26 protein-coding genes are annotated in these 26,971 nt (G+C 67.2%); 12 read left to right on the forward strand and 14 right to left on the reverse strand.

Annotated elements, in window-relative coordinates; all coding sequences use genetic code 11:
* Positions 1-17: 17 nt before the first annotated feature.
* From QEP15_RS19285 to mog, 3 genes are all read right to left on the reverse strand, one after another.
* Complete coding sequence (locus tag QEP15_RS19285; protein WP_142053819.1) at positions 18-884, reverse strand: peptidoglycan DD-metalloendopeptidase family protein; 867 nt, start codon at positions 882-884, stop codon at positions 18-20.
* A 5-nt stretch (positions 885-889) separates the two neighbouring features.
* On the reverse strand, positions 890-1,228 hold the full coding sequence (locus QEP15_RS19290) for a hypothetical protein (protein ID WP_062838779.1): 339 nt from the start codon (positions 1,226-1,228) through the stop codon (positions 890-892).
* Between the two features lie 100 nt (positions 1,229-1,328).
* Entirely contained in the window at positions 1,329-1,961 is a 633-nt protein-coding gene (mog, locus tag QEP15_RS19295; RefSeq protein ID WP_280147877.1) for a molybdopterin adenylyltransferase, read from the reverse strand.
* 263 nt (positions 1,962-2,224) lie between these two features.
* Here mog and QEP15_RS19300 point away from each other — a divergent pair, with 263 nt between their 5' ends.
* The 4 genes from QEP15_RS19300 (at position 2,225) to QEP15_RS19315 (ending at position 5,785) form a co-directional block, all read left to right on the forward strand.
* Entirely contained in the window at positions 2,225-3,349 is a 1,125-nt protein-coding gene (locus tag QEP15_RS19300) for a D-alanyl-lipoteichoic acid biosynthesis protein DltD (protein ID WP_280147878.1), read from the forward strand.
* Positions 3,346-3,471, forward strand: a complete 126-nt coding sequence (locus tag QEP15_RS19305; protein ID WP_255357224.1) for a hypothetical protein — start codon at positions 3,346-3,348, stop codon at positions 3,469-3,471. The genes QEP15_RS19300 and QEP15_RS19305 overlap by 4 nt, the downstream gene beginning before the upstream one ends.
* Before the next feature lie 83 nt (positions 3,472-3,554).
* A complete protein-coding gene (locus tag QEP15_RS19310; protein WP_056326677.1) occupies positions 3,555-5,030 on the forward strand; it encodes an inorganic phosphate transporter in 1,476 nt (491 codons plus the stop codon).
* Between the two features lie 98 nt (positions 5,031-5,128).
* A complete protein-coding gene (locus QEP15_RS19315) occupies positions 5,129-5,785 on the forward strand; it encodes a DsbA family protein (protein ID WP_280147879.1) in 657 nt (218 codons plus the stop codon).
* Between the two features lie 15 nt (positions 5,786-5,800).
* Here the strand turns inward: QEP15_RS19315 and QEP15_RS19320 are convergent, their stop codons facing one another.
* The 4 genes from QEP15_RS19320 to QEP15_RS19335 all read right to left on the reverse strand — a co-directional run bounded on the left by QEP15_RS19320 (position 5,801) and on the right by QEP15_RS19335 (position 8,206).
* The gene (locus QEP15_RS19320) at positions 5,801-6,148 is read right to left on the reverse strand and encodes an AzlD domain-containing protein (RefSeq protein WP_280147880.1); all 348 of its coding nucleotides are present in this window, start codon (positions 6,146-6,148) and stop codon (positions 5,801-5,803) included.
* Positions 6,145-6,867, reverse strand: coding sequence for an AzlC family ABC transporter permease (locus tag QEP15_RS19325; RefSeq protein WP_425285961.1), 723 nt, complete (start codon positions 6,865-6,867; stop codon positions 6,145-6,147). The genes QEP15_RS19320 and QEP15_RS19325 overlap by 4 nt, the downstream gene beginning before the upstream one ends.
* A gap of 80 nt (positions 6,868-6,947) precedes the next feature.
* Positions 6,948-7,262 (reverse strand): chaperone modulator CbpM, encoded by a 315-nt coding sequence (locus tag QEP15_RS19330; RefSeq protein ID WP_056326673.1) that lies wholly within the window; start codon positions 7,260-7,262, stop codon positions 6,948-6,950.
* Positions 7,263-7,264: 2 nt separating this feature from the next.
* Positions 7,265-8,206, reverse strand: coding sequence for a DnaJ C-terminal domain-containing protein (locus tag QEP15_RS19335; RefSeq protein WP_056326672.1), 942 nt, complete (start codon positions 8,204-8,206; stop codon positions 7,265-7,267).
* A 162-nt stretch (positions 8,207-8,368) separates the two neighbouring features.
* Between QEP15_RS19335 and QEP15_RS19340 the strand changes: the two genes are divergently transcribed.
* The 7 genes from QEP15_RS19340 (at position 8,369) to fabI (ending at position 15,679) form a co-directional block, all read left to right on the forward strand.
* The gene (locus tag QEP15_RS19340) at positions 8,369-8,854 is read left to right on the forward strand and encodes a GNAT family N-acetyltransferase (protein ID WP_062838773.1); all 486 of its coding nucleotides are present in this window, start codon (positions 8,369-8,371) and stop codon (positions 8,852-8,854) included.
* A 61-nt stretch (positions 8,855-8,915) separates the two neighbouring features.
* The gene (locus tag QEP15_RS19345) at positions 8,916-9,245 is read left to right on the forward strand and encodes a DHCW motif cupin fold protein (protein ID WP_056326667.1); all 330 of its coding nucleotides are present in this window, start codon (positions 8,916-8,918) and stop codon (positions 9,243-9,245) included.
* A gap of 103 nt (positions 9,246-9,348) precedes the next feature.
* Complete coding sequence (yfcF, locus tag QEP15_RS19350) at positions 9,349-9,981, forward strand: glutathione transferase (protein WP_062838772.1); 633 nt, start codon at positions 9,349-9,351, stop codon at positions 9,979-9,981.
* Between the two features lie 177 nt (positions 9,982-10,158).
* Entirely contained in the window at positions 10,159-12,702 is a 2,544-nt protein-coding gene (locus tag QEP15_RS19355; RefSeq protein WP_280147881.1) for a DUF3141 domain-containing protein, read from the forward strand.
* A gap of 5 nt (positions 12,703-12,707) precedes the next feature.
* Positions 12,708-13,652 carry a phosphate acetyltransferase gene (locus QEP15_RS19360; RefSeq protein WP_142053806.1) on the forward strand — a complete coding sequence of 315 codons (945 nt, stop codon included), beginning with the start codon at positions 12,708-12,710 and terminating at the stop codon, positions 13,650-13,652.
* Positions 13,653-13,724: 72 nt separating this feature from the next.
* Positions 13,725-14,909, forward strand: coding sequence for an acetate/propionate family kinase (locus QEP15_RS19365; RefSeq protein WP_180098087.1), 1,185 nt, complete (start codon positions 13,725-13,727; stop codon positions 14,907-14,909).
* Positions 14,906-15,679: an enoyl-ACP reductase FabI gene (fabI, locus tag QEP15_RS19370; RefSeq protein WP_056326656.1), complete on the forward strand. Its 774-nt coding sequence runs from the start codon at positions 14,906-14,908 to the stop codon at positions 15,677-15,679. Before QEP15_RS19365 ends, fabI begins: the two co-directional genes overlap by 4 nt.
* Positions 15,680-15,778: 99 nt before the next feature.
* Here fabI and QEP15_RS19375 read toward each other — a convergent pair whose 3' ends face one another.
* The 4 genes from QEP15_RS19375 to tkt all read right to left on the reverse strand — a co-directional run bounded on the left by QEP15_RS19375 (position 15,779) and on the right by tkt (position 21,967).
* Entirely contained in the window at positions 15,779-17,467 is a 1,689-nt protein-coding gene (locus QEP15_RS19375) for a SulP family inorganic anion transporter (RefSeq protein ID WP_280147882.1), read from the reverse strand.
* A gap of 147 nt (positions 17,468-17,614) precedes the next feature.
* Complete coding sequence (locus QEP15_RS19380; protein WP_280147883.1) at positions 17,615-18,811, reverse strand: phosphoglycerate kinase; 1,197 nt, start codon at positions 18,809-18,811, stop codon at positions 17,615-17,617.
* A gap of 93 nt (positions 18,812-18,904) precedes the next feature.
* Positions 18,905-19,915, reverse strand: coding sequence for a type I glyceraldehyde-3-phosphate dehydrogenase (gene gap, locus QEP15_RS19385; protein WP_056326654.1), 1,011 nt, complete (start codon positions 19,913-19,915; stop codon positions 18,905-18,907).
* A 15-nt stretch (positions 19,916-19,930) separates the two neighbouring features.
* Positions 19,931-21,967, reverse strand: a complete 2,037-nt coding sequence (gene tkt, locus QEP15_RS19390) for a transketolase (RefSeq protein ID WP_280147884.1) — start codon at positions 21,965-21,967, stop codon at positions 19,931-19,933.
* A 205-nt stretch (positions 21,968-22,172) separates the two neighbouring features.
* Between tkt and QEP15_RS19395 the strand changes: the two genes are divergently transcribed.
* A complete protein-coding gene (locus QEP15_RS19395; RefSeq protein ID WP_152382295.1) occupies positions 22,173-22,904 on the forward strand; it encodes a 16S rRNA (uracil(1498)-N(3))-methyltransferase in 732 nt (243 codons plus the stop codon).
* 1 nt (position 22,905) lies between these two features.
* Here QEP15_RS19395 and QEP15_RS19400 read toward each other — a convergent pair whose 3' ends face one another.
* The 3 genes from QEP15_RS19400 to QEP15_RS19410 are packed head-to-tail and all read right to left on the reverse strand — an operon-like array spanning position 22,906 to position 26,868.
* A complete protein-coding gene (locus QEP15_RS19400) occupies positions 22,906-23,373 on the reverse strand; it encodes a barstar family protein (RefSeq protein WP_056326651.1) in 468 nt (155 codons plus the stop codon).
* Positions 23,370-24,599: a patatin-like phospholipase family protein gene (locus QEP15_RS19405; RefSeq protein ID WP_425285962.1), complete on the reverse strand. Its 1,230-nt coding sequence runs from the start codon at positions 24,597-24,599 to the stop codon at positions 23,370-23,372. The genes QEP15_RS19400 and QEP15_RS19405 overlap by 4 nt, the downstream gene beginning before the upstream one ends.
* Positions 24,580-26,868: an NADP-dependent malic enzyme gene (locus QEP15_RS19410; protein ID WP_280147885.1), complete on the reverse strand. Its 2,289-nt coding sequence runs from the start codon at positions 26,866-26,868 to the stop codon at positions 24,580-24,582. Before QEP15_RS19410 ends, QEP15_RS19405 begins: the two co-directional genes overlap by 20 nt.
* Positions 26,869-26,971: the final 103 nt, after the last annotated feature.

The raw sequence follows: 26,971 nt of genomic DNA on the forward strand, positions 1-26,971 counted from the left end.
CCCAATCCCATCGTTGGTCAGGGCTTGAACGCCCCAATGAAGATCGCCGGATCGATGCGCGCATCGTTCAGGCTGACGTTCCAGTGCAGGTGCGGGCCTGTCGCCCGCCCGGTCGCGCCCACCTTGCCCACCACGCCGCCGCGCGGCACCTCGTCGCCGACTTTCACGTCGACGGCCGACATGTGGCAGAACATGCTGATCAATCCCTGGCCATGATCCAGGAACACCGTCTTGCCATTGAAGAAGTAATCCCCCACCAGCACCACCACCCCGGCAGCCGGCGCCTTGATGGGCGTTCCGGCCGGCACGGCGAAATCCAGGCCTGAATGGGGATTGCGTTCCTGGCCGTTGAAGAAGCGGCGCAGGCCGAACGGGCTGGACAGGCGTCCGCCGTTGACGGGCCGGTCCAGGATCAGGTTGCTGGGCGTGACGCCGGCACGAAAGCCGCGGTAGGCCTCGATCTGCTCGGCCAGCTCGCGTTCGATGCGCTTGAGATCGTCCGGGTTCGGATCCACCTGGCGCCGGTTCTTGAGCGTGATGTGCTGGGCGACGTAATCCTTGGCGCCCACCGAGAAGGCCACCTGGCGCGTGCCGGCGGCGTCCTTGACCTGGACATGTTCCTGGCCCGGCTTCACGCTGAGCGGAATGCCGACCACGGCGATCCACTGCTTGCCCTGTTCCCGCACGACCAGCACGCGCCGGTCCTGGTAGGTGACCTCGGGCGCGCTAGCCGCGTCGCCCAGCGTCAGGACGGCCACCCCGCCCGGCACTCGGGCGTCGAGCTTGCGGCTGATGTAGCTGCCCTGCTGCGCCCTCGCGGGCCAGGCCAGGCACAGGCTGGCCGCGGCCAGCCCGGCGCGCAGGACGTCGCGGCGTTCGAACATGGGGCTTACAGGCACAGGTTGGCCGGTTCGATGATGGTCTGGTCGCGGCGGGCGATGCGCGTGGACAGGCGGGTCTCGGTCTTGCCCTGCCAGTGGGTCGTCGTCATGACGGCCTCGACGCCCAGGCTGCCGTGCAGGATGAGCTCGTAACCATTGCGCACCGGCTTCTGTTCGAAGTTGACGCCCAGCCCCTTCCAGGCGTCCGCCACGCATTGCGTGTAGTCCTGGGCGGTGCGCGCGGTCGAGCCGTAAAAGACGGGCTCGCGGTCGCGGACGTCTTTGACGTTCGCGCAGGCGGACAGGGCAGCCAGGACGGTAAGGGACAGGATGATACGAGCCTTCATGACGATGGAAACTCTCGGTCGGTAGGGATTGATCGGGGCGGCCAACTATACCGCACGGTCTTTTGACGCCTTGGCCCGGCAACGCCCGGCCGAGGCGGCGTCACGCCTTCTGCGGGCGGCGGGCGGACTTGGGGCGGAACGCCGCGATGACCTCGGGACGCGTCTCGGCGTAGGGACCGCCGATGAGGTCGATGCAGTACGGGATGGCGGCGAAGATGCCGGGCACCAGCACGGCGCCGTCATCGCCCTTCAAGCCTTCCAGTGTCTCGCGGATGGACTTGGGCTGGCCGGGAAGGTTCACGATCAGGGCGGCATGGCCTTCCGTTTCGCGGATGACGGCCACCTGACGCGACAGGATGGCCGTGGGCACGAAGCGCAGGCTGATCTGGCGCATCTGTTCGCCAAAACCGGGCATTTCCTTGGTGCCGACGGCCAGCGTGGCCTCGGGCGTGACGTCGCGCCGCGCCGGGCCGGTGCCGCCGGTCGTCAGGACGAGATCGCAGCCGCAGCCGTCGACCAGCTCGATCAGGGTCTCGGAGATGCGGGCCGGCTCGTCGGGAATCAGCCGGTCGACCGCCTGCCACGGCGAGGCCAGCGCCCCGCCCAGCCACTCGCGCAGCGCGGGCAGTCCTTGGTCCTGGTAGGCGCCGGTGGAGGCGCGGTCGGAAATGGACACCAGGCCCACGATGAGTTCGTCGGGGTGGCTGCGGGCGATGCGGGCAATGTGGGTCATGGCGTAGCGGGGAATCCGGCAATGAAGCGCCGCGGCGGCGGCAGGCAGCGCGGCCGCCGTGGCTTGCCGGACGGCCGCGCGACAACGATGCTATCGCATTCTGTAGGGCGGCATGCGGCGAGGGCGGCGGCTCCAAGTGTCGCAAAAAGGGGAAACCGCCCGACGCCCAGGGTTTCCCGCGCTTGTTCGCGTCATGGACGCTGGATAACATCCGCTAACAATCCCGGCCCAATATCGCGGCGCGGCGCATTTTCAGGTTTTCCATGTTTAAACGCACTCTCCGGCAGCACGCGCTTGCCGCGGCGCTGGCCCTGTCCGCCGCGGCCGTGGCCGGCTGGGCGGCCCTGCACACGCTGGCCTTGAAGACCGAACCGGTGCCCGCCGCCGCGCCGGGCCTCTACATTCCCAACCTGGGCAATACGCTGGACGAGCAGACGCGCAACCTGTCGCGGCTCAGCCAGGCACTGCGCACGGGCGACCGGCTGGTGATCCTGGGCTCGTCGGAGCTCACCAGCAACGACCTGCGCTTCGTGCCATACCGCTTCCTGGCCGATGAACTGCAGATGCCCGTACTGGCATACGGTCATTCGGGTTTTCAGTCGCTGGGCATGCAGTTCGTGCTGGCGGCGCTGGCCGACGACCTGTCGCCGGCCTCGCGCGTGGTGGTGATGTTGTCGCCCGGCTGGTTTGATGGCGACGGCGGACTGGGACCGGACGAATTCAAGGAACACGCCAACCCGTTGTTGCCGCGCCTGCTGCGCCAGCCCGATGGCCGGACCGAGGTCATGCGCTGGCTGGACGCCAAGGCGGACGCGGGCGTGTACTGGTCGATGGCGGCCGAACAGGCGTATGTGTTCCGCCAACGCCTGGCGGGCCTGTGGGCGCCGGCGTACGCCGCGCCCGCCCCCGAACCGGAGCGCGAGGGCCCGGCGATGGCGGCCCGCGTCGTGGATTGGGACGCGCTGGCCGCCGAAGCCCAGGCCGCCGAACAGGCGCTGATGACGGACAACCGCTATGCCGTGCGCGACGAATTTTTCAACAAATATTTGCGCACCATCCCCGCCGGCGGCAAGACCGCCTACCAGCCGCAAGCCCTGACCGGGCGCGACGAACTGCGCGAACTGGCCGCCCTGATGGCGCTGCTGCGCCAGCACGAGGTCAATGCGCTGTTCGTCATGCAGCCCCTGCACCCCATGGTCTTCAAGGACCTGGACCGGTTCGACCCGATCCAGCGTCAGGTCGCGGGCCTGTGCCAGACTTACGCGATGACCTGCATGGATATGTATGACGCGCCCTTCGAGGTGGGCACGCTGCGCGACGTGCAGCATCTGGGCGAGCTGGGGTGGCTGCGCGTCAATCAGAAGATCGCCGAGGTATTCCGCCCATGAAACGGACACTCTGGCTCTGCCTGCTGTATCTCGGGATCCTGGCCGTGATGGTCATCCAGGCGGATACCTCCGCCAATCTGGGCAAACCCATGGAGATCGAATTCCAATATTCGAAGTTCTAAGATTTGGGGGCCGCTTCATTCAGGGACAGGTCATAAATCTGCAATAATCGGGGCATTCTCGCCGGAACCTCGCCCCCTCCCCCATGTTCGACCTCTTCCACGGCCTAGACCTTTGGGTTGGCCTCAGTCTTGTGCTGGCCCTGACATTCGTCCTGGCCTTCGAATTCATCAACGGCTTTCATGACACGGCGAACGCCGTGGCAACCGTCATCTACACCAAGGCCATGCCGCCCCACCTGGCGGTGGTCCTGTCCGGCATCTTCAACTTTCTGGGCGTGTTGCTGGGCGGCGTGGGTGTCGCCTACGCCATCGTCCATCTGCTGCCCGTCGAACTGCTGATCAATGTCGATACCGGCCGCGGGCTTGCGATGGTGTTCGCCATGCTGGCGGCGGCCATCGCCTGGAACCTGGGCACCTGGTACTTCGGCATTCCCGCCTCCAGTTCGCATACGCTGATCGGCTCGATCCTGGGCGTGGGCCTGGCCAATGCGCTCATCACCGACCTGCCGCTGGGCGAAGGGGTGAACTGGGGCAAGGCCATCGACATCGGCATGTCGCTGGTCGCCTCGCCCATCGCCGGCTTTGCCGTGGCCGGGTTGCTGCTGCTGGCGCTCAAGCGCTGGCTGCCGCTGTCCAAGATGCACAAGACGCCCGAACAGCGCCGCGCCATCGACAACAAGAAGCACCCGCCATTCTGGAACCGCCTGGTGCTGGTCCTGTCGGCCATGGGCGTGAGCTTCGTGCACGGCTCGAACGACGGGCAGAAGGGCATCGGCCTCATCATGCTGGTGCTGATCGGCATCGTGCCCGCCAATTTCGTGCTGGACACCCACAGCACCACCTACCAGATCGAACGCACGCGCGACGCGGCCAACCACCTGCTGGTGTTCTACCAGCGCAACGAGGCCCTGCTGGGCGACTACCTGTCGCTGCGCCGCGTCGACATGCAGGAACAACTGCCGGCCAATTTCCGCTGCGATCCCACGCTGACGGTGCCGACCATCATGGCGCTGCAAAAAGACCTGCACGGCGTGTCCAACTACGCCGACCTGTCCGCGCAGAAGCGCATCGACGTGCGCCGTTACCTGCTGTGCCTGGACGACACCGCCAAGAAGGTGGCCCGCCTGGAAGGGCTGCCCGCCCGCGAGGCCGCCGACCTGCAACGGCTGCGCGCGGACCTGACCGCCACCACCGAATACGCGCCCCTGTGGGTAATCGTGGCCGTGGCGCTGGCGCTCGGCGCGGGCACCATGGTCGGCTGGCGCCGCGTGGTGCTGACCGTGGGAGAAAAGATCGGCAAGCAAGGCATGACGTACGCGCAAGGCATGTCGGCGCAGCTGACCGCCGTGGGCGCCATCGGGCTGGCCAACGTCTTCAGCCTGCCGGTGTCGACGACCCACGTGCTGTCCTCCGGCGTGGCGGGCACCATGATCGCCAACAAGTCCGGACTGCAGGGCAACACCGTGCGCAACATTCTGCTGGCGTGGGTGCTGACCCTGCCCGCCTCGATGCTGCTGGCCGCCGGCCTTTTCTGGATCGGCGTGCAGTTCACCGGCTGATGAAATCCGGCCGTGCAGGCAATCTGCACGGCCGCTGCAACACTCTGGGTACTGCGCAGGCCTATGCGCCCGCGCCCCGCGCCGTCTACGATGGCGCCATGACTACCGCTTCCCCCACCCTGCATTACATCTTCGATCCGCTTTGTGGCTGGTGCTATGGCGCCGCGCCGCTGGTGGAGGCCGCCCGCGGCATTGCGGGCCTTCACATCGAGCCCCATGGCGGCGGCATGATGACGGGCAGCAACCGCCAGCCGGTCACCGACGCCTTGCGCCGCTATGTCATGCCGCACGACGAACGCATCGCCGGCCTGACGGGCCAGCCGTTCGGCAAGGACTACGTCGACGGTCTGCTACGCGACACCGGCGCCGTGTTCGATTCGGAACCGCCCACCACCGCCATCCTGGCCGCGCAAACCTTGGCGGGCCGCGGCCTGGACCTGCTGCGCCGCCTCCAACGCGCGCATTACGTTCAAGGCCTGCGCATCGCCGACCCCGCCGTGCTGCGCGAGTTGGCTGCCGATATCGGACTGGACGCCGGCGCCTTCGACGCCGCCTACGGCAAGGCCGAGGGCGACGAGACGGCCGCACATATTGCCGCCAGCCGCCGATTGCTGGCGCAGGTGGGCGGCACGGGTTTTCCGACGCTGGCGCTGGAGCGCGATGGCGTTTTCACGTTGCTCGAACCCAGCCGCTATCTGGGCCGCCCCGACGCATGGCGCGATTATCTGCAAACGCGCATCCAGGGCGCCGCCTGACGCCTCGCGCGCTTGCTAGGCCGCCAAGGCCAGCAATACCCCGTACCCGCCCATGCCAAGCAGTACCGCGACCCCCGTATTGCTGACCAGGCGCGCGGCAACGCCGGTGACGACCAGCCCGCCCACGTACGGCGCGATGCGGGCCGCGTCGTCCGCCGCGCCCAGCAGATCGGGCACGATGACGGCAGCCGCGATGCCCGCGAGCAGCGACGGCCCCAGCGCAGACAGAGCCGAGCCCTCGCGGGACAGCCGCCGCAGCAGCCGGCTGCGTTCGGACAGCATGAAGGGCAGCGCGCGCGTGAGGTATGTGATGACCGCCATCGCGATGACGGCGCCCCAGAATTCCAAGCCATGGGTGTTCATGCGGGCCTCTTCATGCGATAGGCGGCGCAGCCGATGACCGCGCCGGCCAGGATGGCAAGGCTGGTATATCCCAGCGCGGCAATCAGCCCGGCCCCGCCCACGGCGGCCAGGATGGGCCATCCCATGCCGCGCCGCGCGCTCTGGCACACCAGCGCCATGAACAGCGCCGGCAGCGCAAAACGCATGACCTGCGACAGCATCGGATAGTGTTTCTCCAGGCCATCGCCGGCGTACACACCCACGGCCGTGCCGGCGATCCAGGTCAGCCATGCGCCCAGTCCCAGCGCAATCATCCACCCCTGGCGGCGGCCGGGTTCGACGGCCTGCAGGCGGTTGAAGGCGGTGGCAAAGACTTCGTCGGTCAGCAGGAAGGCGACCTTCAGGCGATCGCGCAGCGCCGCGGGCAGGAAGCGGGACAGCAGCGGGCCGTAGAGCAGGTGCCGCGCGTTCAGCAGCGAGCACAGCGCCACCACCCAGAGCCAGGGCGTTCCCGCCTTGATGGAGGCCAGCAACAGGAATTGGCTGGCGCCGGCGTAGACCAGCACGGAAATCAGGACGACCTGCAGCGGCGTCAGGCCGGCCGCGACGCCGGCAATACCGAAGGTCACGGCCACCGGAAAGTAGCCGATCATGACCGGCAGACACGATTTCAGTCCATCGATGCGCGCGCTGCCGGACCGGGCGCGCGCGGCGTTGGGGGGAGTCTCCAAGGCGCTCATTGCTTCTACGTAGTGCGGCGGGCGCCCATTTTACCTATCGCCGCACGCGCGCTATCGCGTGGCCCGCGTGGCCCGCGAGCTCAGGGCATCGCCCCCAACGCCCGCAGTTGCGACTTCAGCCGGCGCACCTCCTGGCTCAGGTCCAGGATGAGGGCCACGGCGTCCAGGCCCGCGCCAAAGTCGTGCTCCAGCCGGCGCGCGTGCAGAGCACGCTGCAGGTCCACGCTGTAGAAGCGCCATTCCGAGGGGCCGCTGCCGCTGGCGTTGACGATGCCGACCTCGACCAGCTGGGCCACCCATTCCACTTCGGCGCCGCAGGCGCGGGCCAGGTCGTCGGCGCTGAGCGGCTGCGACTTGCCCACGACGGTGGCGCTGGTGATCACTATCTTTTTCATGCTCAGACCCCCAGGTTGCGGCGCGGGTTGAAGGGCAGGTCCTGCTGCAGCTTGCGGTAGGCGGCCTTGGCGGCGTCGCTGTCGGCGGGCGGCAGCACCAGGTCAAGGACCAGGTACAGGTCGCCCGGCGGGTCGCCCGGGATGCCGCGTCCGCGCAGCCGCAGCTTGCGGCCGTTGCCGGAACCGGGCGGCACGGACACTTCGACCGTGCCGCCCGGCGTGGGCGCCTTGACACTGGCGCCCAGGGCGGCTTCCCAGGGCGCAACCGGCAGCGTCATGTAAAGATCGCGTCCTTCGGCGCGGTAGCGCGGATGCGGCTTGAAGCGCACCTCCAGATACAGGTCGCCGTTGTCGCCGCCGCCGTAGCCCGGCATGCCCTGCCCCGCCAGCCGGATGTACTGGCCTTCGCGCACGCCTGCCGGAATCTTGACGCTGAGCGTGCGGCTTTGCATGTGCGGGCGGCCCTGGTCGTCCATCTGCATGGAACGCAGGCTGATGTCGCGCGTGGCGCCCTTGATCGCGTCTTCCAGATCGACCTCGATCGCGGCGTGGTGGTCCTCGCCGCGCGCGCGGAATTCCTGTTGCCGCGCGCCATGCCGGCCGCCCCGCCCGCCAAAGAGCGACGAAAAGAACTCGCTGAATTGCGCCTCGTCGCCGGGCGCCGCGCCGCGGTGGAACTCGAAGCCTTCGTCCCAGCCGGGCGGAGGCTGGAAGCCGCCGCCGGGCGACACGCCTGCCGCGAGATTGTCGTAGGCCTGGCGCTTTTCGGCGTCGCGCAGCACGTCGTACGCTTCGTTCACGTCGCGCATGCGGGTTTCGGCGTCGCTTTCCTTGCTGACGTCGGGGTGATATTTGCGGGCGAGCTTGCGGTACGCCTTGCGGATGTCGTCGTCGGACGCGCCCTGTTCCACCCCGAGAATGCTGTAGTAGTCCTTGAACTCCATAGTCCAGCTCACGTAGAGGGTTGAGGCCGCGTCCGGCACAGCCGGATCCGGCCTTGAATAGCCAGAAGATAGGGGTTATGGACCGATTTTTCAATGCGATTGCGCAGTTGGCGGCCAGGCGCATAATGGTCGGTTTGCGCGGCTTACCCCAAAGGACCGATCGTGCTGGAAATCATCGACGCCGACTTCAACGACCCTGACCACGGCCGCCAGGTGCTGGCCATGCTGAACGAATACGCCAGCGGCCCCATGGGCGGCAATACGCCCTTGCCGGCCCATGCGCAGGCCAACCTGATCCCCGAGCTTGCCCGCCGCCCGACCGTGCGCGCGTTGCTGGCGCGCATCGACGGCCAGGCCGCCGGCGTCGCAATCTACGTGGAAGGCTTCTCCACCTTTGCCTGCCGCCCGCTGCTGAACCTGCACGACCTGGCGGTGTCGCCGCGGTTTCAGGGCCAGGGCGTGGGCAAGGCGCTGCTTGCGGCGCTGGAGGATCGCGCCCGCCAGATGGATTGCTGCAAGATCACGCTGGAAGTGCTGGAGGGCAACACCGTCGCCCAGGGCCTTTACCGCAAGCTGGGCTTCGAGGGCTATGCGCTGGACGATGCGACCGGCCGCGCCATGTTCTGGCAGAAAAAGCTGGCCGCCTGAATGGCGTAGTATGTGTTTTTCGCCCCGGATTCGGGGGCGGACCGACCCTGCAGGAATCACGATGAAGATGAGCAACATCCCCTTCGGTACCACCGACTGGTCCGAAGTGGAACGCACCGAACACGCCGGCGATACCGGCATGGCTTACTGGCGGACCCGCCATTTCGGCGACCTGCGCGTGCGCATGGTGGAATACACCCCCGGATACCTGGCTGACCACTGGTGCACCAAGGGCCACATTCTGTTCTGCCTGGAAGGCGAACTGCACACCGAACTGGAAGACGGCCGCCAGTTCGTCCTGACGCCCGGCATGAGCTATCAGGTCGCCGATCAGGCCGAACCGCACCGCTCGTCCACCGCAACCGGCGCCAAGCTCTTCATCGTCGACTGACGCGCCCGCGCGACACGCCTGTATTGCACTTGCGTTACGCTTTGCAAACCAGAAGCCGCGCGCAGCCTGACCATTCGTTACCCCGCCTGACCGGAGACAAGCTTTGGGCGCCCCGATTACGCTATACGTCGATTCCCTGTTTCTCAGCCCGTACGCCATGTCGGTCTACGTGGCGCTGACCGAAAAGCAGTTGCCTTTCGAAGTGCGCCCCATCGACCTGAGCGCCGGCGAACAGCGCATGCAGCCCTTCCAGTGCCGCGCGCTCACGGCCCGGGTGCCGGCCTTGACGCATGCGGACTTCAACCTGACCGAATCCAGCGTCATCGCCGAATACCTGGACGAAGCCTTCCCCGCGCCCGGCCACGCAGCCCTGTTTCCGTCCGGCATCCATGAGCGCGCGCGCGCCCGCCAATTGCAGGCCTGGCTACGCAGCGACCTGGCCGCCCTGCGCCAGGAACGCCCCACCGAAACCGTGTTCTACGGCGAAACGGGCCAGCCGCTTTCCGACGCCGCCCATGCCGCCGCCGCCAAGCTGATCCAGGTGGCCAATCACCTGATCGGCGTTGACCAGACGACGCTGTTCGATGCGTGGTGCATCGCCGATACCGATCTGGCGGTCATGCTCAAGCGCCTTGCGCACGACGATCTGCCCGACACGCTGCGCGCCTACGCCGATGCGCAGTGGCAGCGGCCCGCCGTCCAGAAATGGCTGGAACACAACGCCGCCGCGCGTTGAACTGATCCCTGCCCCAGGGCGGCGCTTCGTCCTGCTGCCCCGGTTGACCTGCCGCAAACGCTCCGATGTTGCACCGCACCATCCATTGCGGTGTAATGAGGAGGTCAACGCCGCCGGTTCCACTGGGGACCGGCTTGGCGGCCATTTGCCGCCGGCAGCTATTTACAGGAGATCGCCATGGCCGGATCCGGCACCGATCACACGCTTGCCCCGTCCTTGAACCCCTGGACGGCCGCCTATGAATACGCCGTCGATGCCTGGCAGCGCGGCGTGCTTTACGCCGATGTGATGCGCCAGCGCGGCAACCAGTACCACGATCACATGGCCAAGCGCGCGCCCAACGTGCTCAGCATGGAATTCGAACTGGTGCTCGATGGCCGCGAGCTGCCCCGGCCGGTCAATTACGGCCTCTTGCGGATCAAGCCGCCGGCCGGCGTCGAAACGGACCCGATCAAACGCCCCTTCCTGGTGGTGGATCCGCGCGCCGGCCACGGGCCGGGCATTGGCGGTTTCAAGCCGGAAAGCGAGATCGGCGTGGCCGTGCGTGCCGGGCACCCGTGCTACTTCGCGACCTTCCTGCCGCAACCCATGCCCACGCAGACCGTCGAAGACGTGATGATGGCCGAGGCCCGCTTCCTGGAAGAGATCATCGCGCTGCACCCGGATGCCGAGGGCAAGCCCGTCGTCGTGGCCAATTGCCAGGCGGGCTGGCAGATCATGATGACCGCGGCGGTGCGCCCTGAGCTCTTCGGCCCCATCATCGTCGCGGGCGCGCCCCTGTCGTACTGGGCGGGCTGGCGCGGCATGAATCCCATGCGTTATGCCGGCGGCCTGTTGGGCGGCAGTTGGCTCACGGCCATGACCAGCGATCTGGGCAACGGCAAGTTCGACGGCGCCTGGCTGGTGCAGAACTTCGAGAACCTGAATCCGGCCAACACCCTGTGGTCCAAGCAGTACAACCTCTACGCCAACGTCGACACCGAGGCCAGCCGCTACCTGAGCTTCGAAAAATGGTGGGGCGGCCACGTGTTCCTGAATGGCCCCGAGATCCAGTACATCGTCGACAACCTCTTCGTGGGCAACCGCCTGGCGACCGCGGGTCTGGTGACCTCCGACGGCATCCGCATCGACCTGCGCAACATCCGCTCGCCCATCGTGGTGTTCTGCTCGAAGGGCGACAACATCACCCCGCCGCCGCAGGCGCTGGGCTGGATTCCCGACCTGTACCAGAACGAGGCCGAAGTCCTGGCCCACGGCCAGACCATCGTCTACGCCATCCACGAAAGCATCGGCCACCTGGGCATCTTCGTGTCCGGCAGCGTGGCCCGCAAGGAGCACCAGGAGTTCACCTCCAACATCGACATGATCGATGTGCTGCCGCCCGGCATCTACCAGGCCGAAATCGCCGACAAGACGCCGGACACGCCCAACGCCGACCTGGCTTACGGCAACTACGTGCTGTCGTTCGAACAGCGCAAGCTGGACGACGTGCGCGCCATCGTCGACCGCAAGGAAGAGGACGACCAGCGCTTTGCCGCGGTGGCCCGAATCTCCGACATCAACCTGGGCATGTACCGCAGCTTCGTGCAGCCCTGGCTGCGCGCCCTGGTCACGCCGCAGTCTGCCGAATGGATGCAGCGCATGCACCCGCTGCGCCTGCCCTACGAACTGATTTCCGACCGCAACCCGGTCATCGCGCCCATCGCCAAGGTAGCCGAACAGGTGCGCGAGAACCGCAAGCAGGCCTCGCCCACGAATCCGTTCCTGGTCGCGCAGGAGATGTTCTCGAACATGATCGAGACCAGCCTGAACATCTGGCAGGAGCTGCGCGATTCGGCCGACGAACGCACCTTCATGAGCGTCTACGGTTCGCCCGTGGTACAGGACCTGGCCGGCCTGGGCGCCAAGTCCGGCCCGCCGCGCAGGCATCCGGGCGTCTCGCCGGAGCATCGCCGCTTCATGGAAGAACGCGCCGCGGAACTGCGCTCGATGCTGCAGGAAGGCGGACTGCGCGTGGCGGCGATCCGGATGCTGCTGTACGTGTCGGGCGCCGAGGGCGGCCTGGACGAGCGCAGCTTCGCGCTGATCCGCAAGATGCGCGCCGAGGCCGACAACGCCCTGTCGCTGGAGGAATTCAAGGACGTCATCCGCGAGCAGGCGCTGATGATGACGCTGGATTCGACCGCTGCCATCCAGGCCATGCCGCACTTGCTTGACGGCTCGTCGGCTGCCGAAATCCGCGCCGGTCTGGACGCCATGAAGGGCGTGCTGGAAGCGGCCGAACCGATGAGCGACGCGGCGCGCGAAAGCCTGAACGAAATGGAGCGCATCTTCGAAGCGGCCGAGCGCCGCGCACAGCGCCGCGAACAGGGCCAGAAGGCCGAGCCCTCGCGCGGCGCCGAAGACGCGAAGCTGGATGATCCGGTCACCGACCTGGTCGACAAGGCCGCGCAGGTGCCCGGCAAGACCGCCCGGCCGCATCCCGACGCCGCGCGCAAGGCCGTGAATGCGGCGTCCGCGCCCAAGGCAGCGGGCAAGACCGTCGCAAAGACCGCCGCAAAAGCCGCCCCTAAAACCGCCCCTAAGGCCGCCACTCAAACCGCCAGGACGCCCGCCAAGCAGGCTACCAAGCCGGCCGCTCCCGCCACGAAAGCCGCGTCCAACGCCGCCAAGTCGCCCGCCAAGCGCGCGGCTGCCGCCCGTCAACCCGCCAAGGCCTGACAACCATGAGCCTCCCGACGTCCACGCACTACGACAAACTCATCGCACGCGCGCAGACGCTTGAACCGGCCGCGTGCGCCATCGCCCACCCGTGCGACGAGCCCTCGTTGTCCGCGGCGCTGGAAGCGCGCGACCTGGGCCTCTTGCGGCCCATCCTGGTCGGGCCGGAAGGCAAGATCCGCGACACGGCCGCACAGTTCAACCTGCACCTGGGCGATGCCCGCATCGTGGACGCGCCGCACAGCCATGCCGCCGCGGAAAAGGCGGTCGCGCTGGTGCGCAGCGGCGAGGCGTCGCTGCTGATGAAGGGCAGCCTGCACACCGACGAACTGATGCATGAGGTCGTGGCGCGCACGACGGGCCTGCGCAGCGGCCGGCGCATCAGCCATGTGTTCATCATGGAGGTGCCGACCTATCCCGAGCCGCTCTTCATCACGGACGCGGCCATCAACATCTTTCCGGACCTGGAAACCAAGGCCGACATCATCCGCAACGTGATCGACCTGCATCTGGGATTGGGACTGGGCGAACCGCGCGTGGCGATCCTGTCGGCGGTGGAACAGGTCACGCCCAGCATCCCCAGCACGATCGAGGCGGCCGCGCTGTGCAAGATGGCCGACCGCGGGCAGATCACCGGCGGCGTGCTGGACGGCCCGCTGGCGCTGGACAACGCCATCAGCCCGGAAGCCGCACGCATCAAGGGCATCCGTTCGCCCGTGGCGGGCGTGGCGCAGGTGCTGATGGTGCCCGACCTGGAAGCCGGCAACATGCTGGCCAAGAACCTGACGTTTCTCGCCAATGCCGAAGCCGCCGGCATCGTGCTCGGGGCGCGCGTGCCGATCATCCTGACCAGCCGCGCCGACAGCCCGCGCTCGCGTCTTGCCTCGTGCGCGGTGGCGGCAATCTACGCCCACCATCTTGCCCAGCAGCAGGCCAAACCGCTGGCCTGACGCCAGCTCCCTGCCCCCGGCCCGCCGCCGCGGGCTTTCGCGCGATTTGTCCCAACATGGAAGCACACCGCCATGAGCGACACCATCCTCGTCATCAACGCCGGCAGTTCCAGCATCAAGTTCTACCTGTATGACATCGATGCCAGCCACCAGCTCGCGCCCCGGCTGGGCGGCCAGCTCGAAGGCATCGGCACCACGCATCCGCGCCTGCGGGTGCGCGACGCGGCGGGCGAGACGCTGGTCGAGCGCGACATTGCGCCCAGCCACGCGCCCGACGTGCCCAACGCGCAGGAGGTGGTGGGCACGTGGTTGAGCGGCCACCTGGGCGGCGCGCCACTGGCCGTCGGCCACCGCGTGGTGCACGGCGGGCCGGACCTGTCCGAGCCGGTGCTGATCGATGACGACATCCTGGCCAAGCTGGACACGTTCACGCCGCTTGCGCCGCTGCATCAGCCCAACAACCTGGCGCCGATCCGCGTCATCCGCGAACGCCGGCCCTGGATTCCGCAGGTGGCCTGCTTCGATACGGCGTTTCATCGCAGCCATAGCGACGTGGCCGACCGCTACGCGCTGCCCGAGCGCCTGTACCTGGAGGGCGTGCGCCGTTACGGTTTTCATGGACTGTCCTACGAATACATCGCGCAGCGCCTGAAACAGGCGCTGCCGGACATCGCCATGGGCAAGATCGTCGCCGCCCACTTGGGGTCCGGCGTGTCGGCCTGCGCGATCCACCAGGGCAAGAGCGTGGACAGCACCATGGGTTTCACGGCGCTGGAAGGCCTGCCGATGGGCACACGTCCTGGCCGCCTGGACCCCGGCGTGGTGCTGTGGATGATGGAACAGGGCATGAGCCACGACGAGATCGAGCACATGCTGTATCACGACTGCGGCATGAAGGGCCTGTCGGGCATCAGCAACGACATGCGCGAACTCCTGGCCAGCAATGCGCCGGCGGCCAAGCTGGCGTTGAAGTACTTCGCCTGGCGCGTGGCCGAAGGCATGATCGGCCTGGGCTGCGCGATGAACGGCATCGACGGCATCGTCTTCACCGCCGGCGTGGGCGAAAACTCCGCCGAAATCCGCCAGGCGATCAGCGAACACTGGGGCTGGCTGGGCATCAAGCTGGACCCCGAGCGCAACGCCCGCCACGGGCCGCGCATCTCGACTGACGACAGCCGCATCGGCGTCTACGTGGTGCGCACGAACGAAGAGCTCATCATTGCCCAACACACGCTTGCCCTGGTGAGGCAGCAATGAGCGCGCACCTGCCGCTGGCCGGCAAGCGCGGGCTCGTGACCGGCATCGCGAACGCCGACTCCATCGCGTGGGGCTGCGCCAAGGCGTTTCGCGCGATGGGCGCCGAACTGGCGGTGACCTACCTGAACGACAAGGCCCTGCCGCACGTGGCGCCGCTGGCGCAACAGGTGGACGCGCCCTTGCTGATGCCGCTGAACCTCTTGAACGACGGCGAGCTGGAGGCCGTCTTTGCCCGCATCACGGACGAATGGGGCGCGCTGGATTTCGTGCTGCACTCGGTGGCCTACGCGCCGCGCGAGGACCTGCACGGCCGTGTCACGGACTGCTCGCGGGCGGGCTTTCTGCAGGCGATGGACGTGTCATGCTGGTCCTTCATCCGCATGGCCAAGCTGGCCGAGCCGCTGATGCGCAATGGCGGCGCCCTCTTCTGCATGAGCTATTACGGCTCGCAGATGGTGGTCGAACACTACAACATGATGGGTCCGGTCAAGGCCGCGCTGGAATCGGCCACGCGCTACCTAGCCGCCGAACTGGGCCCGCAAGGCATCCGCGTGCACGCGATTTCGCCGGGACCGCTGAAAACGCGCGCCGCGTCGGGCATTGCGGAATTCGACACCATGCTGGACCGTGCCCAGGCCAAGGCGCCCGCGCGCAGCCTGGTGTCGATTGACGACGTTGGCGAAGCGACGGCCTGGCTGGCCACCGATGCGGCGCGGCTGATGACGGGGCAGACGCTGTACATCGACGGCGGGTATCACATCATCGATTGAGGCGGGTCGCTGGCTTGCAAGGTGTCAGACACCCTGCGTGCGACATTCAGGCGCGCAGGTCATTTCTCCAGGGTGTCAGCCACCCTGGCCATTCGCAGGTCAGCCCAGCGTCGCCGGCCCGCCCTGGCGCCAGCGCTCGATGGCTTCCACCGCCTGTTCAGGACTGACGAAGATCCTGTCCGGCCCGATCTTCTTGACCAGCCCCGAGCGCTGCAGCGCCTCGCGGAACTTGCCGTGGCCGCCCGCGACCAGCAATAAGATGCCGCGTTCGTCCAGGATGCGTTTGAGTTCATACAACGCCTCGACGGCGTCGGCGTCGGCCTGGGTCATGGCTTCGGCGTCCAGCACGAACCAGCGCACGTCGCCCGCCTGTTCGATGACTTCGCGCGCGCGGCGGCGGAACGCGTCCGCATTGAAGAACCAGACCGAGGACTCGAACAGCCAGATCACGGCGCCCGGCACGGGCTGGGCCTGCGGATTCAGGTGCATCTTGCCCAGCACGGTTTCGCCCGGCAAGCGGCCCAGCAGCGCATCGCGGGGATTGCCGGACACGTACATGGCATAGAGCAGCGTCGCGCCCACGGAAACCGCGACGCCCTGCAGCACGCCGAATCCCACCACGCCCACGGCCGCCAGGATGCCGAACGCGAGTTCGATCCGGGAGATCCGCGCCAGCCGCTTGAAGGCCTGCCAGTCGAACAGGCTGGCCGCGGCGAGCAGCAGGATGGCCGACAGCGCAAACTGCGGCAGCCAAAACAGCGGCTCGCTCAACAGGCCCACCACGACGGCCAGCGCGGCCGCTGCACTGATGCTGACGAGCGGCGACGACCCGCCAGCCACCAGCCCGACCGCCGTGCGCGAATCGGCGCCCGTCACGACGTAGCCCTGGAACAAGCCCGCGGCCACATTGGCCGCGCCAAACCCCACCAGTTCGCGGTTCGGGTCGACGTGGTCGCCCGTGCGCGCCGCAAAGCTGCGCGCCGTCACGATGCCACTGGAAAAACTGACGACCAGCACCCCCGCCGCGCCCAGCAGGATGCCGTCCACGCCTTCCAGACTGACGGGCAGATGGAAGGCCGGCAGCCCGGCCGGCACGTCGCCCACCACCGCAATGCCCATCGCGGGGAAATTGAAGAGCCAGGAAAGCAGGCAGGTCGCGACCACCAGCAAAATGGGGCCTGGCCACGAAGGCCGCCAGCGTTTGATCGCCACCAGGAAGATGCACGAGGCCAGCCCCAGGAACAGCGTCGGCAGCCGGATTTCGGACAGCCGGTGGGACAGTTCCATGAACGGGTGGATCAGGCCGCTGTTGCGCAGGCCCACGCCCGTCAGGCCGCTCAGTTGCGACGTCGCCAGCGTGACCGCCACGCCGGCCATGTACCCGATCAGCACCGGCCGCGACAGCAGGTTCGCAAGCACGCCCAGCCGCAGGACCCGGGCGATGAGGCAACCCACGCCAACGGTGAGCGCGATGCTGGTGGCGGCCTGCAGCCGGGCCTCGGGTGTGGTCAGCGCCATGCCGGTCAAGGTGGCGGCAATGAGGGTGCAGGTAGCGGTGTCGGGACCGACGATGAGGGTGCGCGACGAGCCGAAGAACGCGTAGGCAAGCATGCCCGCAATGGCGGCCCACAGCCCGGCAACGGGCGGCACTCCCATCATGGCGGAATAGGCCAGCCCCACCGGCAGCGCCACCGCGGCCACGCTAAAGCCCGCCGCGATGTCGCGCCGGGCCGAGTCGCGGGTGATGCCCTGGAAGTTGGCCAGGCCAGGAATGACGCGAAGGTTCATGGTGCAGCAGGACGACCTGAAAAAAGGACTCCCGCACGACGCGGGACGACCACCAAGCCTAAACCAACTCACTCCAGGGCGGTGCAAGGTAAATCAATCCGGGTGTCTGACACCTGCCTGCCGTCAGACACCCGTCACACCGCCGGATCAACCCGCGGCGCGCGCTTGCAGCACCGCCACGGCGGGCAGGGTCTTGCCTTCCAGGAATTCCAGGAAGGCGCCGCCGCCGGTGGAGATGTAGCCGACCTGCTCGCCGATCTTGTACTTGGCGATGGCGGCCAGGGTGTCGCCGCCGCCAGCGATCGAGAAGCCTTCGGAGTCGGCGATCGCGCGGGCGACCATTTCCGTGCCATGGGCGAACTGGTCGAATTCGAACACGCCCACCGGGCCGTTCCAGACGATGGTGCCGGCCTTCTTGAGGATCTCGGCCAGTTGCGCCGCGGTCTGCGGGCCGATGTCCAGGATCATGTCGTCGTCGGCCACGTCGGTGGCCGCCTTCACGGTGGCCTCGGCGTCGGCGCCGAACGACTTGGCGCACACCACGTCAACGGGAATCGGCACGGCCGCGCCGCGCTTTTTCATGATGTCGATGACGGCGCGGGCCTGCTCCACCTGGTCGGGCTCGGCCAGCGACTTGCCGATGGACAGGCCGGCGGCCAGCATGAACGTGTTGGCGATGCCACCGCCCACGACCAACTGGTCAACCTTGTCGGCCAGCGATTGCAGGATCGACAACTTGGTCGACACCTTGGAGCCGCCCACGATCGCGACCAGCGGACGCTTCGGTTCGTGCAGCGCACGGCCCAGGGCATCCAGTTCGGCTTCCAGCAGCGGGCCGGCGCAGGCCACGGGGGCAAAGCGCGCGATGCCGTGCGTGGTGGCTTCGGCGCGATGCGCCGTGCCGAAGGCGTCGTTGACGTACACGTCGCACAGCGCGGCCATCTGCTTGGCAAGCGCCTCGTCGTCCTTCTTTTCGCCGACGTTCACGCGGCAGTTTTCCAGCAGCACGACCTGGCCGTGATCGACCTTCACGCCGTCGACCCAGTCGCGCACCAGCGGCACGGGCATGCCCAGCAGTTCGGACAGGCGCTGGCCGACCTTGGCAAGCGAATCGGCGTCGGTCAAGACGCCTTCTTTGGGGCGGCCCAGGTGGGACGTGACCATCACGGCGGCGCCGGCGTCCAGCGCCAGGCGGATGCCGGGCACCGAGGCGCGGATGCGGGTGTCTTCGCTGATGCGGCCGGCGTCATCGAACGGGACGTTCAGGTCGGCGCGGATGAACACACGCTTGCCGGACAGGGCGCCGGCCTTGGCCAGCGCGGACAGGGTTTGGACCTTGGACATAGTTGGATTCCTTCGGTAGGCGAACAAAGGGGACGAACCCATTTTCCGCAATGGCGGAAAACAAATCCGTCCCCTTTTGGACTGGCGGCGTGCTTACTTGGCCGACATCAGCGCGACGGTGGTGTCGAGCATGCGGTTCGAGAAGCCCCACTCGTTGTCGTACCAGGACGACACCTTGACCAGACGGCCCGAGACCTTGGTCAGCGACGCATCAACGGTGCTGGAGGCCGGGTTGTGGTTGTAGTCGACCGAGACCAGGGGTTCGGTGTTGTAGTCCAGGATGCCCTTGAGCTCGCCTTCCGAGGCGGCCTTCAGGATGCCGTTCACTTCTTCGGCGGTCGTGTCGCGGCTGGCCACGAACGACAGGTCGACCAGCGACACGTTGATGGTCGGGACGCGGATGGCGTAGCCGTCCAGCTTGCCGTTCAGTTCCGGCAGGACCAGGCCCACGGCGGCGGCGGCGCCGGTCTTGGTGGGGATCATGCTCATCGTGGCCGAACGGGCGCGGCGCAGGTCTTCGTGGTAGACGTCGGTCAGGACCTGGTCGTTCGTGTAGGCGTGAACGGTGGTCATCAGGCCGTTTTCCAGACCCAGCTTGTCGTTCAGCGGCTTGACCAGGGGGGCCAGGCAGTTGGTGGTGCACGACGCGTTGGAGATGACGGTGTCGGTCGACTTCAGCACGCCGTGGTTGACGCCGTAGACGATGGTGGCGTCGACATCCTTGCCGCCGGGGGCCGAGATGATGACTTTCTTGGCGCCGCCCTTGATGTGCGCGCCGGCCTTTTCCTTGGTGGTGAAAAAGCCCGTGCATTCCAGGACGACGTCGACCTTCAGGTCGCCCCACGGCAGTTCGGCCGGGTTGCGGTTGGCCAGCACGCGGATCTTGTCGCCGTTGACGACCATGAACTCGCCGTCGACTTCGACGGTGCCCGGGAACTTGCCGTGGGCGGTGTCGTAGCGCGTCAGGTGCGCGTTCGTCTTGGGATCGCCCAGATCGTTGATGGCGACGATTTCGATATCGTGCTTCTTGCCACCTTCGTAGTGGGCACGCAGGATGTTGCGGCCGATGCGACCGTAACCGTTGATGGCGACGCGAATGGTCATGACTAAGCTCCTTTTTTACAAAACTTGCTTGACGGTCTCGGCCACCTTGTCGGCGGTCAGCCCGAAGAAGTTGAACAGGGCGCCGGCCGGCGCGGACTCGCCGTAGCGGTCGATGCCGACCACGGCGCCTTCCAGGCCCACGTACTTGTGCCAGAAGGCGGTGACGCCGGCCTCGACGGCCACGCGCGGCAGGCCCTTGGGCAGCACGGATTGCTTCCAGGCGGCGTCCTGCTTGTCGAAGACGTCGGTGCTGGGCATGGAGACCACGCGCACGGCGATGCCTTCCTTGGCCAGCTGCGCCTGCGCGTCCAGCGCGATGGCGACTTCAGAGCCGGTGGCGATGATGACGGCGCGGGCGCCTTCGGCGTCCCGCAGCACGTAGCCGCCGCGGGCGATGGCGTCGACGGTGGCCGCGTCGCGCTGCACGAAGGGCAGGTTCTGGCGCGACAGCAAGAGGGCCGTCGGGCCGCCGTCATGCACGTCCATGCCGATGCTGGCCGGACGCGTCACGGCGGCGTTCCAGGCCACGGCGGTCTCGGCCGTATCGCACGGACGCCACAGCGACAGGTTGGGGATGAGGCGCAGGCTGGCCGCGTGCTCGATCGACTGGTGGGTCGGGCCGTCTTCGCCCAGGCCGATGGAGTCGTGCGTGAACACGTGGACGACGCGCTGCTTCATCAGCGCGGCCATGCGGATGGCGTTGCGCGAGTAGTCCGAGAACGTGAGGAACGTGCCGCCGAACGGCAGGTAGCCGCCATGCAGCGCGATGCCGTTCATGATGGCGGCCATGCCGAATTCGCGCACGCCGTAGTTGATGTGGCGGCCGAACTGGATGCCCTTGTCGCCAGCGCGGACGGCGCCAACGCCCTTCCAGTCGGTGAAGTTCGAGCCGGTCAGGTCGGCCGAGCCGCCCAGCATTTCCGGCAGCATCGGCGCCAACGCGGCGATGGCGAATTGCGAGGCCTTGCGGGTGGCGACGGTCTCGCCCTTTTCCAGCGTGGCCGACAGGAAGGCCTTGAACTGGTCCGCGTAGCCTTCGGGCATCTCGCCCTTCATGCGGCGCGTGAATTCGGCGGCTTCGGCGGGGAATTCGGCGGCGTAGGCATCAAAGCGCTTCTGCCATTCGCCCTGGGCTTCGGCGCCCTGCTTGCGGCCGTCCCAGCCGTCGTAGACGTCTTGCGGAATCTGGAAGGGTTCGGACGACCAGCCCAGCGCGGCGCGCGTGGCGGCGATTTCGTCCTTGCCGAGCGGCGCGCCGTGCACGTTGTGCGTGCCGGCCATGTTGGGCGAACCCTTGCCGATCACGGTGCGGCAGACGATCAGCGTAGGCTTGTCCGACTGCGCACGTGCGGCCTTGATGGCGGCGTCCACGGCAGCGACGTCATGGCCGTCCACGCCGCGGATGACGTTCCAGCCGTAGCCTTCGAAACGCTTGGCGGTGTCGTCGGCGAACCAGTGTTCGACGTGGCCGTCGATGGAAATGCCGTTGTCGTCGTACAGCACGACCAGCTTGCCCAGCTTGAGCGTGCCGGCCAGCGAGCACACTTCATGCGAGATGCCTTCCATCAGGCAGCCGTCGCCGGTGAACGCGTAGGTGTGGTGATCGACGAGCGTGTGGCCCGGCTTGTTGAATTCGGCGGCGAGCAGCGCTTCGGCGAGCGCCATGCCCACGGCGTTGCCCAGACCCTGGCCCAGCGGACCGGTGGTCGTTTCCACGCCCGGGGTGATGCCCACTTCGGGGTGACCCGGCGTCTTGGAATGCAACTGGCGGAAATTCTTGAGTTCTTCGATCGGCAGGTCGTAGCCCGTCAGGTGCAGCAGGGCGTAGATCAGCATCGAACCGTGGCCGTTGGACAGCACGAAGCGGTCGCGGTTGGCCCAGGCGGGATCCTTGGGATTGTGGCGCAGGTTGCCGGCCCACAAGGCTTGGGCGATTTCCGCCATGCCCATGGGAGCACCCGGATGCCCGGAGTTCGCTTGTTGCACGGCATCCATCGCGAGGGCGCGGATGGCATCCGCCAAGGCAAGTTTAGGGGCGGTCGGATTGCTCATTCGGAAGGCTCTTTGAAACTGGCGCGCCTAAGGAAGAAATAGGGCCAGTTGAGTAGGTTGCGAAGCAGGTGATTTTAGCATCAGGGGATTTCCCGGAGGCCATCGGCCGGATGCCCTATGTAATCGCGGGTTTCAGGGCGATCGGCAAGCAATGGTAGGCTACGCGTACTCCGTCAGTCCCCTGTCATTTCGAGTCCCCTTCCCCATGCCCGCCCCCCGTTTCTACTGCGACGCCCCGCTGGCCGCCGGCGCCCGCATCGCCCTGCCGGAAGCGCTTGCCCATCACGCGCTGCGCGTGCTGCGCCTGCGCGCCGGCGAAACCGTCACGCTGTTCAATGGCCAGGGCGGCGAATACCCCGCGGTGCTGGAGGTCGAGGGCAAGGCCGGCTTTGCCCAACTGGGCGACTTCAACCCTCGCGAAGCCGAACTGGGCGGACGCATCACGCTGGCCCAGGGCCTGCCCTCGGGCGACAAGATGGATTGGGTGGTGGAAAAGGCCGTGGAACTGGGCGCGGCCCGGGTCAGCCCGATCGCGGCGCAGCGCAGCGTGCTGCAGTTGTCGGGCGCGAGGCTGGAAAAGCGTGTCGGGCACTGGCAGCGCATCGCGCAATCGGCCGCCGAACAATGCGGCCGCAACCGCCTGATGGCCGTGGATGCGCCGCAGTCGCTGGACGATTGGCTGGGCCAACCCGCTGACGGATTGCGCGTGCTGTGCCACCCGGAAGCCACCGACGACCTGGCCACGGCGCTGCAAGGCGTATCGGATCAGACGTCCATCACCCTGCTGGTCGGCCCGGAAGGCGGCTGGTCGGACAAGGAACTGGAAGCGGCCCGCAAGGCCGGCGTGCGCGCCGTGCGCTTCGGCCCCCGGGTGCTGCGCACCGAGACGGCCGGCCTGGCGCTGCTGTCGGCGGTCAGCGCCCTGCGCGGTTGGTAGATCAGTCGTTTTCGCCGTAGGGCGCCGCGGCCACGCCGGGCTCGGGATCGGGATGCTTGCCGGCGTGCTCGATCACATACGCAAACACGCGGCCGTTTTCGTGCGCGAAATCCGCCGCGTCGGAGCAGACGGTTTCGATGCGGCCGGCGTCTTCCGCCAACGCCGGGTCGCCGGAATGCAGCCGATACAGCCACAGCACCACGCCGGATTTGTGGTCCAGCACCGTGTCGCACAGGCAGTCGTACAGGGCGTCCAGGTTGCCGCCGAAGTACTCTGGGAAATCCACCGCCTTGACGATGGCGCGCAAGACCGCCGAGCGGCTGCGGCAGGGGTCGCAATTGGCAACAAACAAGGACAGGCCAAGCTCATGCGCGGCGTCCACCACGGCCTTCTTGTCCAGCCCGTCGTGAGCCAGCGCTCCGCCGCGCATCAGCTGCCGCTGCAAACTCGATTGGCCATTGCGCGTCATGCCTGAGCCTCCCTGAAAAAGGCGATCACTTCGTCGTTACGTCGCATCGTATCGGCATAACCCAGTTCGATCAATCGCTTGGTGTAGCCGGCTTCGAACAGCAGGTAGGACATCAGCGCCCCTCCCCCCGGACGGTGTGGATCGGACGATACACCGAGTACGCGGAAAAGCGCACGCGCCTGTGCCGGCATGTCGTGCAAATGCTCAAGCGCCATCAGATCCAGCGACTGGCTGGGAGTGATGGTCAGCACCTCGATGCGGCGCACGGCGGGCGGCACGCCCTTCGGGTCCGCGTGGTCCATCAGGTAGTTGATGCGTTCCAGGCGCTCGACATCCGCCGACAGGCCGTCAAGGAAGATGCTGGACAACGCATGTCCGCCCACCTGCGCCAGCGACGGATACGGGGGCGAATCCTCGCGATTTTCGGGATGGGTGTCGTCGCGGTAGCCGGTGCCGATCACCAGCACACGGTGCGCGCCCAGGTGGATCGCCGGACTGATCGGCGCCAACTGGCGCATCGAGCCGTCGCCGCACCATTCGCCCTTGCCATGCACCTGCACCTGACGCGCCGGAAAGACGAAGGGAATGGCCGACGACGCCATCAGGTGCTCGATGCCGATGGGCGTGGGGATCGCCAGCCGCAGGTAGCGGTGCCAGGGGTCGATGGGGGTGTGCGCCTGATAGAACGTCAGGTGCTCGCCGCTGGTGTAGCCCGACGCGGTGATGGCCAGCGCGGACAGCGACCCGCCTTCCAGGTTGGCGCGCAGGTTGTGAAAGTCGAGCACCCGCTCCAGCAGCCCTTGCATGGGGGCATTGTCCAGCAGCGAATGCGGACGCTTGCGCGTCAGGCCCGAATACATCCAGCCCAGCGACAAGAGGCCCAGCCATCGCACGCCGGTGCGGATGAGGCCCGGCGCGTCGGCCCGGTAGATCATGTCGGTGTTCAGCGACGACCACAGGCGGCGAATGCGCCGAACACCCAGATGCGGCCGGTCGGCGCGGCAGGCCAGCGCGGCGGCGTTGATCGCGCCGGCCGAGGTGCCGCAAATGATGTCGAAGGGGTTCTGAAAACGGGAGTGCCAGTCGGGGTCCAGCAGCTCCATGATGGCGCTGAGCACCCCCACCTGGTACGCGGCGCGTGCGCCGCCGCCCGTCAGGACCAGGCCGGTGGGCGTGCGCGGGCACGACCGACCGGCCGGCTTGACTTCAACGCGGTGTATTGACATCGACCACCGTCATCGCGGTCATGTTGACGATGCGGCGCACGGTGGAGCTGGAGGTCAGAATGTGCACGGGCGCGTTGGCGCCCAGCAGGAAGGGCCCCACCGCCACGTTGCCGCCCGCAGCCGTCTTGAGCAGGTTGTACGCGATGTTGCCCGAGTCCACGTTCGGGCACACCAGCAGGTTGGCTTCGCCCTTGAGCGTGGAGGACGGCAGGATGCGCATGCGCAGCGCCTCGTCCAGCGCGCAGTCGCCGTGCATTTCGCCGTCGATTTCCAGGTCGGGATCCATCTGGCGCACCAGCTCCAGTGCGCGGCGCATCTTGGCGCCCGATGCCGAACTGCCCGACCCGAAATTACTGCGCGACAGCAGCGCGGCCTTGGGCGCCAGGTACATGCGGCGCATCTCGCGCGCAGCCGCCACGGTGAACTCGGCGATCTGCTCGGCCGTCGGTTCGTCGTTCACGTGCGTGTCCACCAGCACCACCGTGCGCTCGTTGAGCAGCAGGATGTTCATGGCGGCGTACACGTTGTGGCCGGGACGGCGGCCGATCACTTCGTCCACGAAACGCAGATGGTCGTGATACGCGCCGACGGACCCGCAGACCATGCCGTCGGCATCGCCCAGGTGCACCATCATCGCGCCGATCAGTGTCATGCGGCGGCGCATTTCCACGCGCGCCATTTCCTTGGTGATGCCGCGGCGGCACATGCGTTCCCAATACGTCGTCCAGTATTGGTGGAAGCGCTCGTCGTATTCGGGGTTGGTGACTTCGACGTCCTCGCCCAGGCGCAGGCGAAGGCCCAGCTTTTCGATGCGGGTCAAGAGCACCGAAGGGCGGCCCACCAGGATCGGACGGGCCAGGCCCTCATCCACCACCACCTGCACGGCGCGCAGCACGCGCTCGTCTTCGCCTTCGGCGAACACGATGCGGGCGGGGCCGCCTTCGCGCACGATGCGCTTGGCCGCCGAGAACAGCGGCTTCATGAACGCGCCCGAGTGGTACACGAACTGCTGCAGCTGTTCCTCGTAGGCTTCCAGGTCGGCCAGCGGACGCGTGGCCACGCCGCCATCCATCGCGGCCTTGGCCACGGCGGGCGCGATGCGCACGATGAGACGCGGATCGAACGGCTTGGGGATCAGGTATTCAGGGCCGAACGAAATGTCGAACGTGCCGTAGGCCGCGGCCACGACTTCGTTCTGCTCTTCTTCGGCCAGGTCGGCAATGGCATGCACCGCCGCCATTTCCATCTCACGCGTGATGGTCGTGGCGCCCACGTCCAGCGCGCCGCGGAAGATGTACGGAAAGCACAGCACGTTGTTGACCTGGTTCGGGTAGTCCGACCGACCCGTGGCCATCACCACGTCGTCGCGCACGCCGTGCGCCACTTCCGGCAGGATTTCCGGCGTGGGGTTGGCCAGCGCCAGGATCAGCGGACGCGGGCCCATGGCGGCCACCATTTCCGGCTTGAGTACGCCGCCGGCCGACAGGCCCAGGAACACGTCGGCGTCCTGGATCACTTCGGCCAGCTTGCGGGCGTCGGTCTTTTGCGCAAAACGCGCCTTGTCCGGGTCCATCAGCGTGGTGCGGCCTTCATAGACCACGCCTTCGATGTCGGTGACCCAGATGTTTTCCAGGGGCAGGCCCAGGTCCACCATCAGGTCCAGGCACGCCAGCGCCGCGGCGCCCGCGCCGGACGTGACCACCTTGACCTGCTTGATGTCCTTGCCCACGACCTTCAGGCCGTTGATGAAGGCCGCCGACACGCAGATCGCCGTGCCGTGCTGGTCGTCGTGAAAGACCGGAATGTTCATGCGCTCGCGCAGCTTGCGTTCGACGGTAAAACATTCCGGCGCCTTGATGTCTTCAAGGTTGATGCCGCCAAAGGTGGCTTCCAGGCCGGCGATGATCTCGACCAGCTTGTCCGGGTCGGTTTCGTTGATTTCGATGTCAAAGACATCCAGGCCGGCGAACTTCTTGAACAGCACGGCCTTGCCTTCCATGACCGGCTTGGACGCCAGCGCGCCGATGTTGCCCAGGCCCAGCACGGCGGTGCCGTTGGTGATGACGCCCACCAGATTGCCGCGGGCGGTGTAGCGGTACACGTTGGCCGGGTCGGCCACGATTTCCTCACAGGCCGCCGCGACGCCGGGCGAATACGCCAGCGCCAGATCGCGCTGGTTCGTCAGTTGCTTGGTCGGCGTGACCGAGATTTTGCCGGGGCGCCCGTGCTCGTGATATTCAAGGGCGGCTTTGCGAAGGTTGGCATCCATAGGGCGGCTACTGGCTAGAGTGTGTGACACGAAAGAGGGAGGAATTCTATTCCCATGCCGGGCGGCGCGATACGCGGGCCTCGCGCTTTCTTGAGGTCGAGCG

The organism is Achromobacter mucicolens, assembly GCF_029866465.1.
GTDB lineage: Bacteria > Pseudomonadota > Gammaproteobacteria > Burkholderiales > Burkholderiaceae_B > Achromobacter > Achromobacter mucicolens.

Coding starts and splice junctions, on each gene's coding strand:
- QEP15_RS19285 (WP_142053819.1), bottom strand. CDS start 884: ATGTTCGAACGCCGCGACGTCCTGCGCGCCGGGCTGGCCGCGGCCAGC.
- QEP15_RS19395 (WP_152382295.1), top strand. CDS start 22,173: ATGCCCGCCCCCCGTTTCTACTGCGACGCCCCGCTGGCCGCCGGCGCC.
- mog (WP_280147877.1), bottom strand. CDS start 1,961: ATGACCCACATTGCCCGCATCGCCCGCAGCCACCCCGACGAACTCATC.
- QEP15_RS19355 (WP_280147881.1), top strand. CDS start 10,159: ATGGCCGGATCCGGCACCGATCACACGCTTGCCCCGTCCTTGAACCCC.
- tkt (WP_280147884.1), bottom strand. CDS start 21,967: ATGAGCAATCCGACCGCCCCTAAACTTGCCTTGGCGGATGCCATCCGC.
- QEP15_RS19345 (WP_056326667.1), top strand. CDS start 8,916: ATGAAGATGAGCAACATCCCCTTCGGTACCACCGACTGGTCCGAAGTG.
- QEP15_RS19315 (WP_280147879.1), top strand. CDS start 5,129: ATGACTACCGCTTCCCCCACCCTGCATTACATCTTCGATCCGCTTTGT.
- QEP15_RS19375 (WP_280147882.1), bottom strand. CDS start 17,467: ATGAACCTTCGCGTCATTCCTGGCCTGGCCAACTTCCAGGGCATCACC.
- QEP15_RS19405 (WP_425285962.1), bottom strand. CDS start 24,599: ATGTCAATACACCGCGTTGAAGTCAAGCCGGCCGGTCGGTCGTGCCCG.
- fabI (WP_056326656.1), top strand. CDS start 14,906: ATGAGCGCGCACCTGCCGCTGGCCGGCAAGCGCGGGCTCGTGACCGGC.
- QEP15_RS19300 (WP_280147878.1), top strand. CDS start 2,225: ATGTTTAAACGCACTCTCCGGCAGCACGCGCTTGCCGCGGCGCTGGCC.
- QEP15_RS19330 (WP_056326673.1), bottom strand. CDS start 7,262: ATGAAAAAGATAGTGATCACCAGCGCCACCGTCGTGGGCAAGTCGCAG.
- QEP15_RS19305 (WP_255357224.1), top strand. CDS start 3,346: ATGAAACGGACACTCTGGCTCTGCCTGCTGTATCTCGGGATCCTGGCC.
- QEP15_RS19380 (WP_280147883.1), bottom strand. CDS start 18,811: ATGTCCAAGGTCCAAACCCTGTCCGCGCTGGCCAAGGCCGGCGCCCTG.
- gap (WP_056326654.1), bottom strand. CDS start 19,915: ATGACCATTCGCGTCGCCATCAACGGTTACGGTCGCATCGGCCGCAAC.
- QEP15_RS19325 (WP_425285961.1), bottom strand. CDS start 6,867: ATGAGCGCCTTGGAGACTCCCCCCAACGCCGCGCGCGCCCGGTCCGGC.
- QEP15_RS19365 (WP_180098087.1), top strand. CDS start 13,725: ATGAGCGACACCATCCTCGTCATCAACGCCGGCAGTTCCAGCATCAAG.
- QEP15_RS19335 (WP_056326672.1), bottom strand. CDS start 8,206: ATGGAGTTCAAGGACTACTACAGCATTCTCGGGGTGGAACAGGGCGCG.
- QEP15_RS19290 (WP_062838779.1), bottom strand. CDS start 1,228: ATGAAGGCTCGTATCATCCTGTCCCTTACCGTCCTGGCTGCCCTGTCC.
- QEP15_RS19320 (WP_280147880.1), bottom strand. CDS start 6,148: ATGAACACCCATGGCTTGGAATTCTGGGGCGCCGTCATCGCGATGGCG.
- QEP15_RS19310 (WP_056326677.1), top strand. CDS start 3,555: ATGTTCGACCTCTTCCACGGCCTAGACCTTTGGGTTGGCCTCAGTCTT.
- QEP15_RS19400 (WP_056326651.1), bottom strand. CDS start 23,373: ATGACGCGCAATGGCCAATCGAGTTTGCAGCGGCAGCTGATGCGCGGC.
- QEP15_RS19410 (WP_280147885.1), bottom strand. CDS start 26,868: ATGGATGCCAACCTTCGCAAAGCCGCCCTTGAATATCACGAGCACGGG.
- QEP15_RS19360 (WP_142053806.1), top strand. CDS start 12,708: ATGAGCCTCCCGACGTCCACGCACTACGACAAACTCATCGCACGCGCG.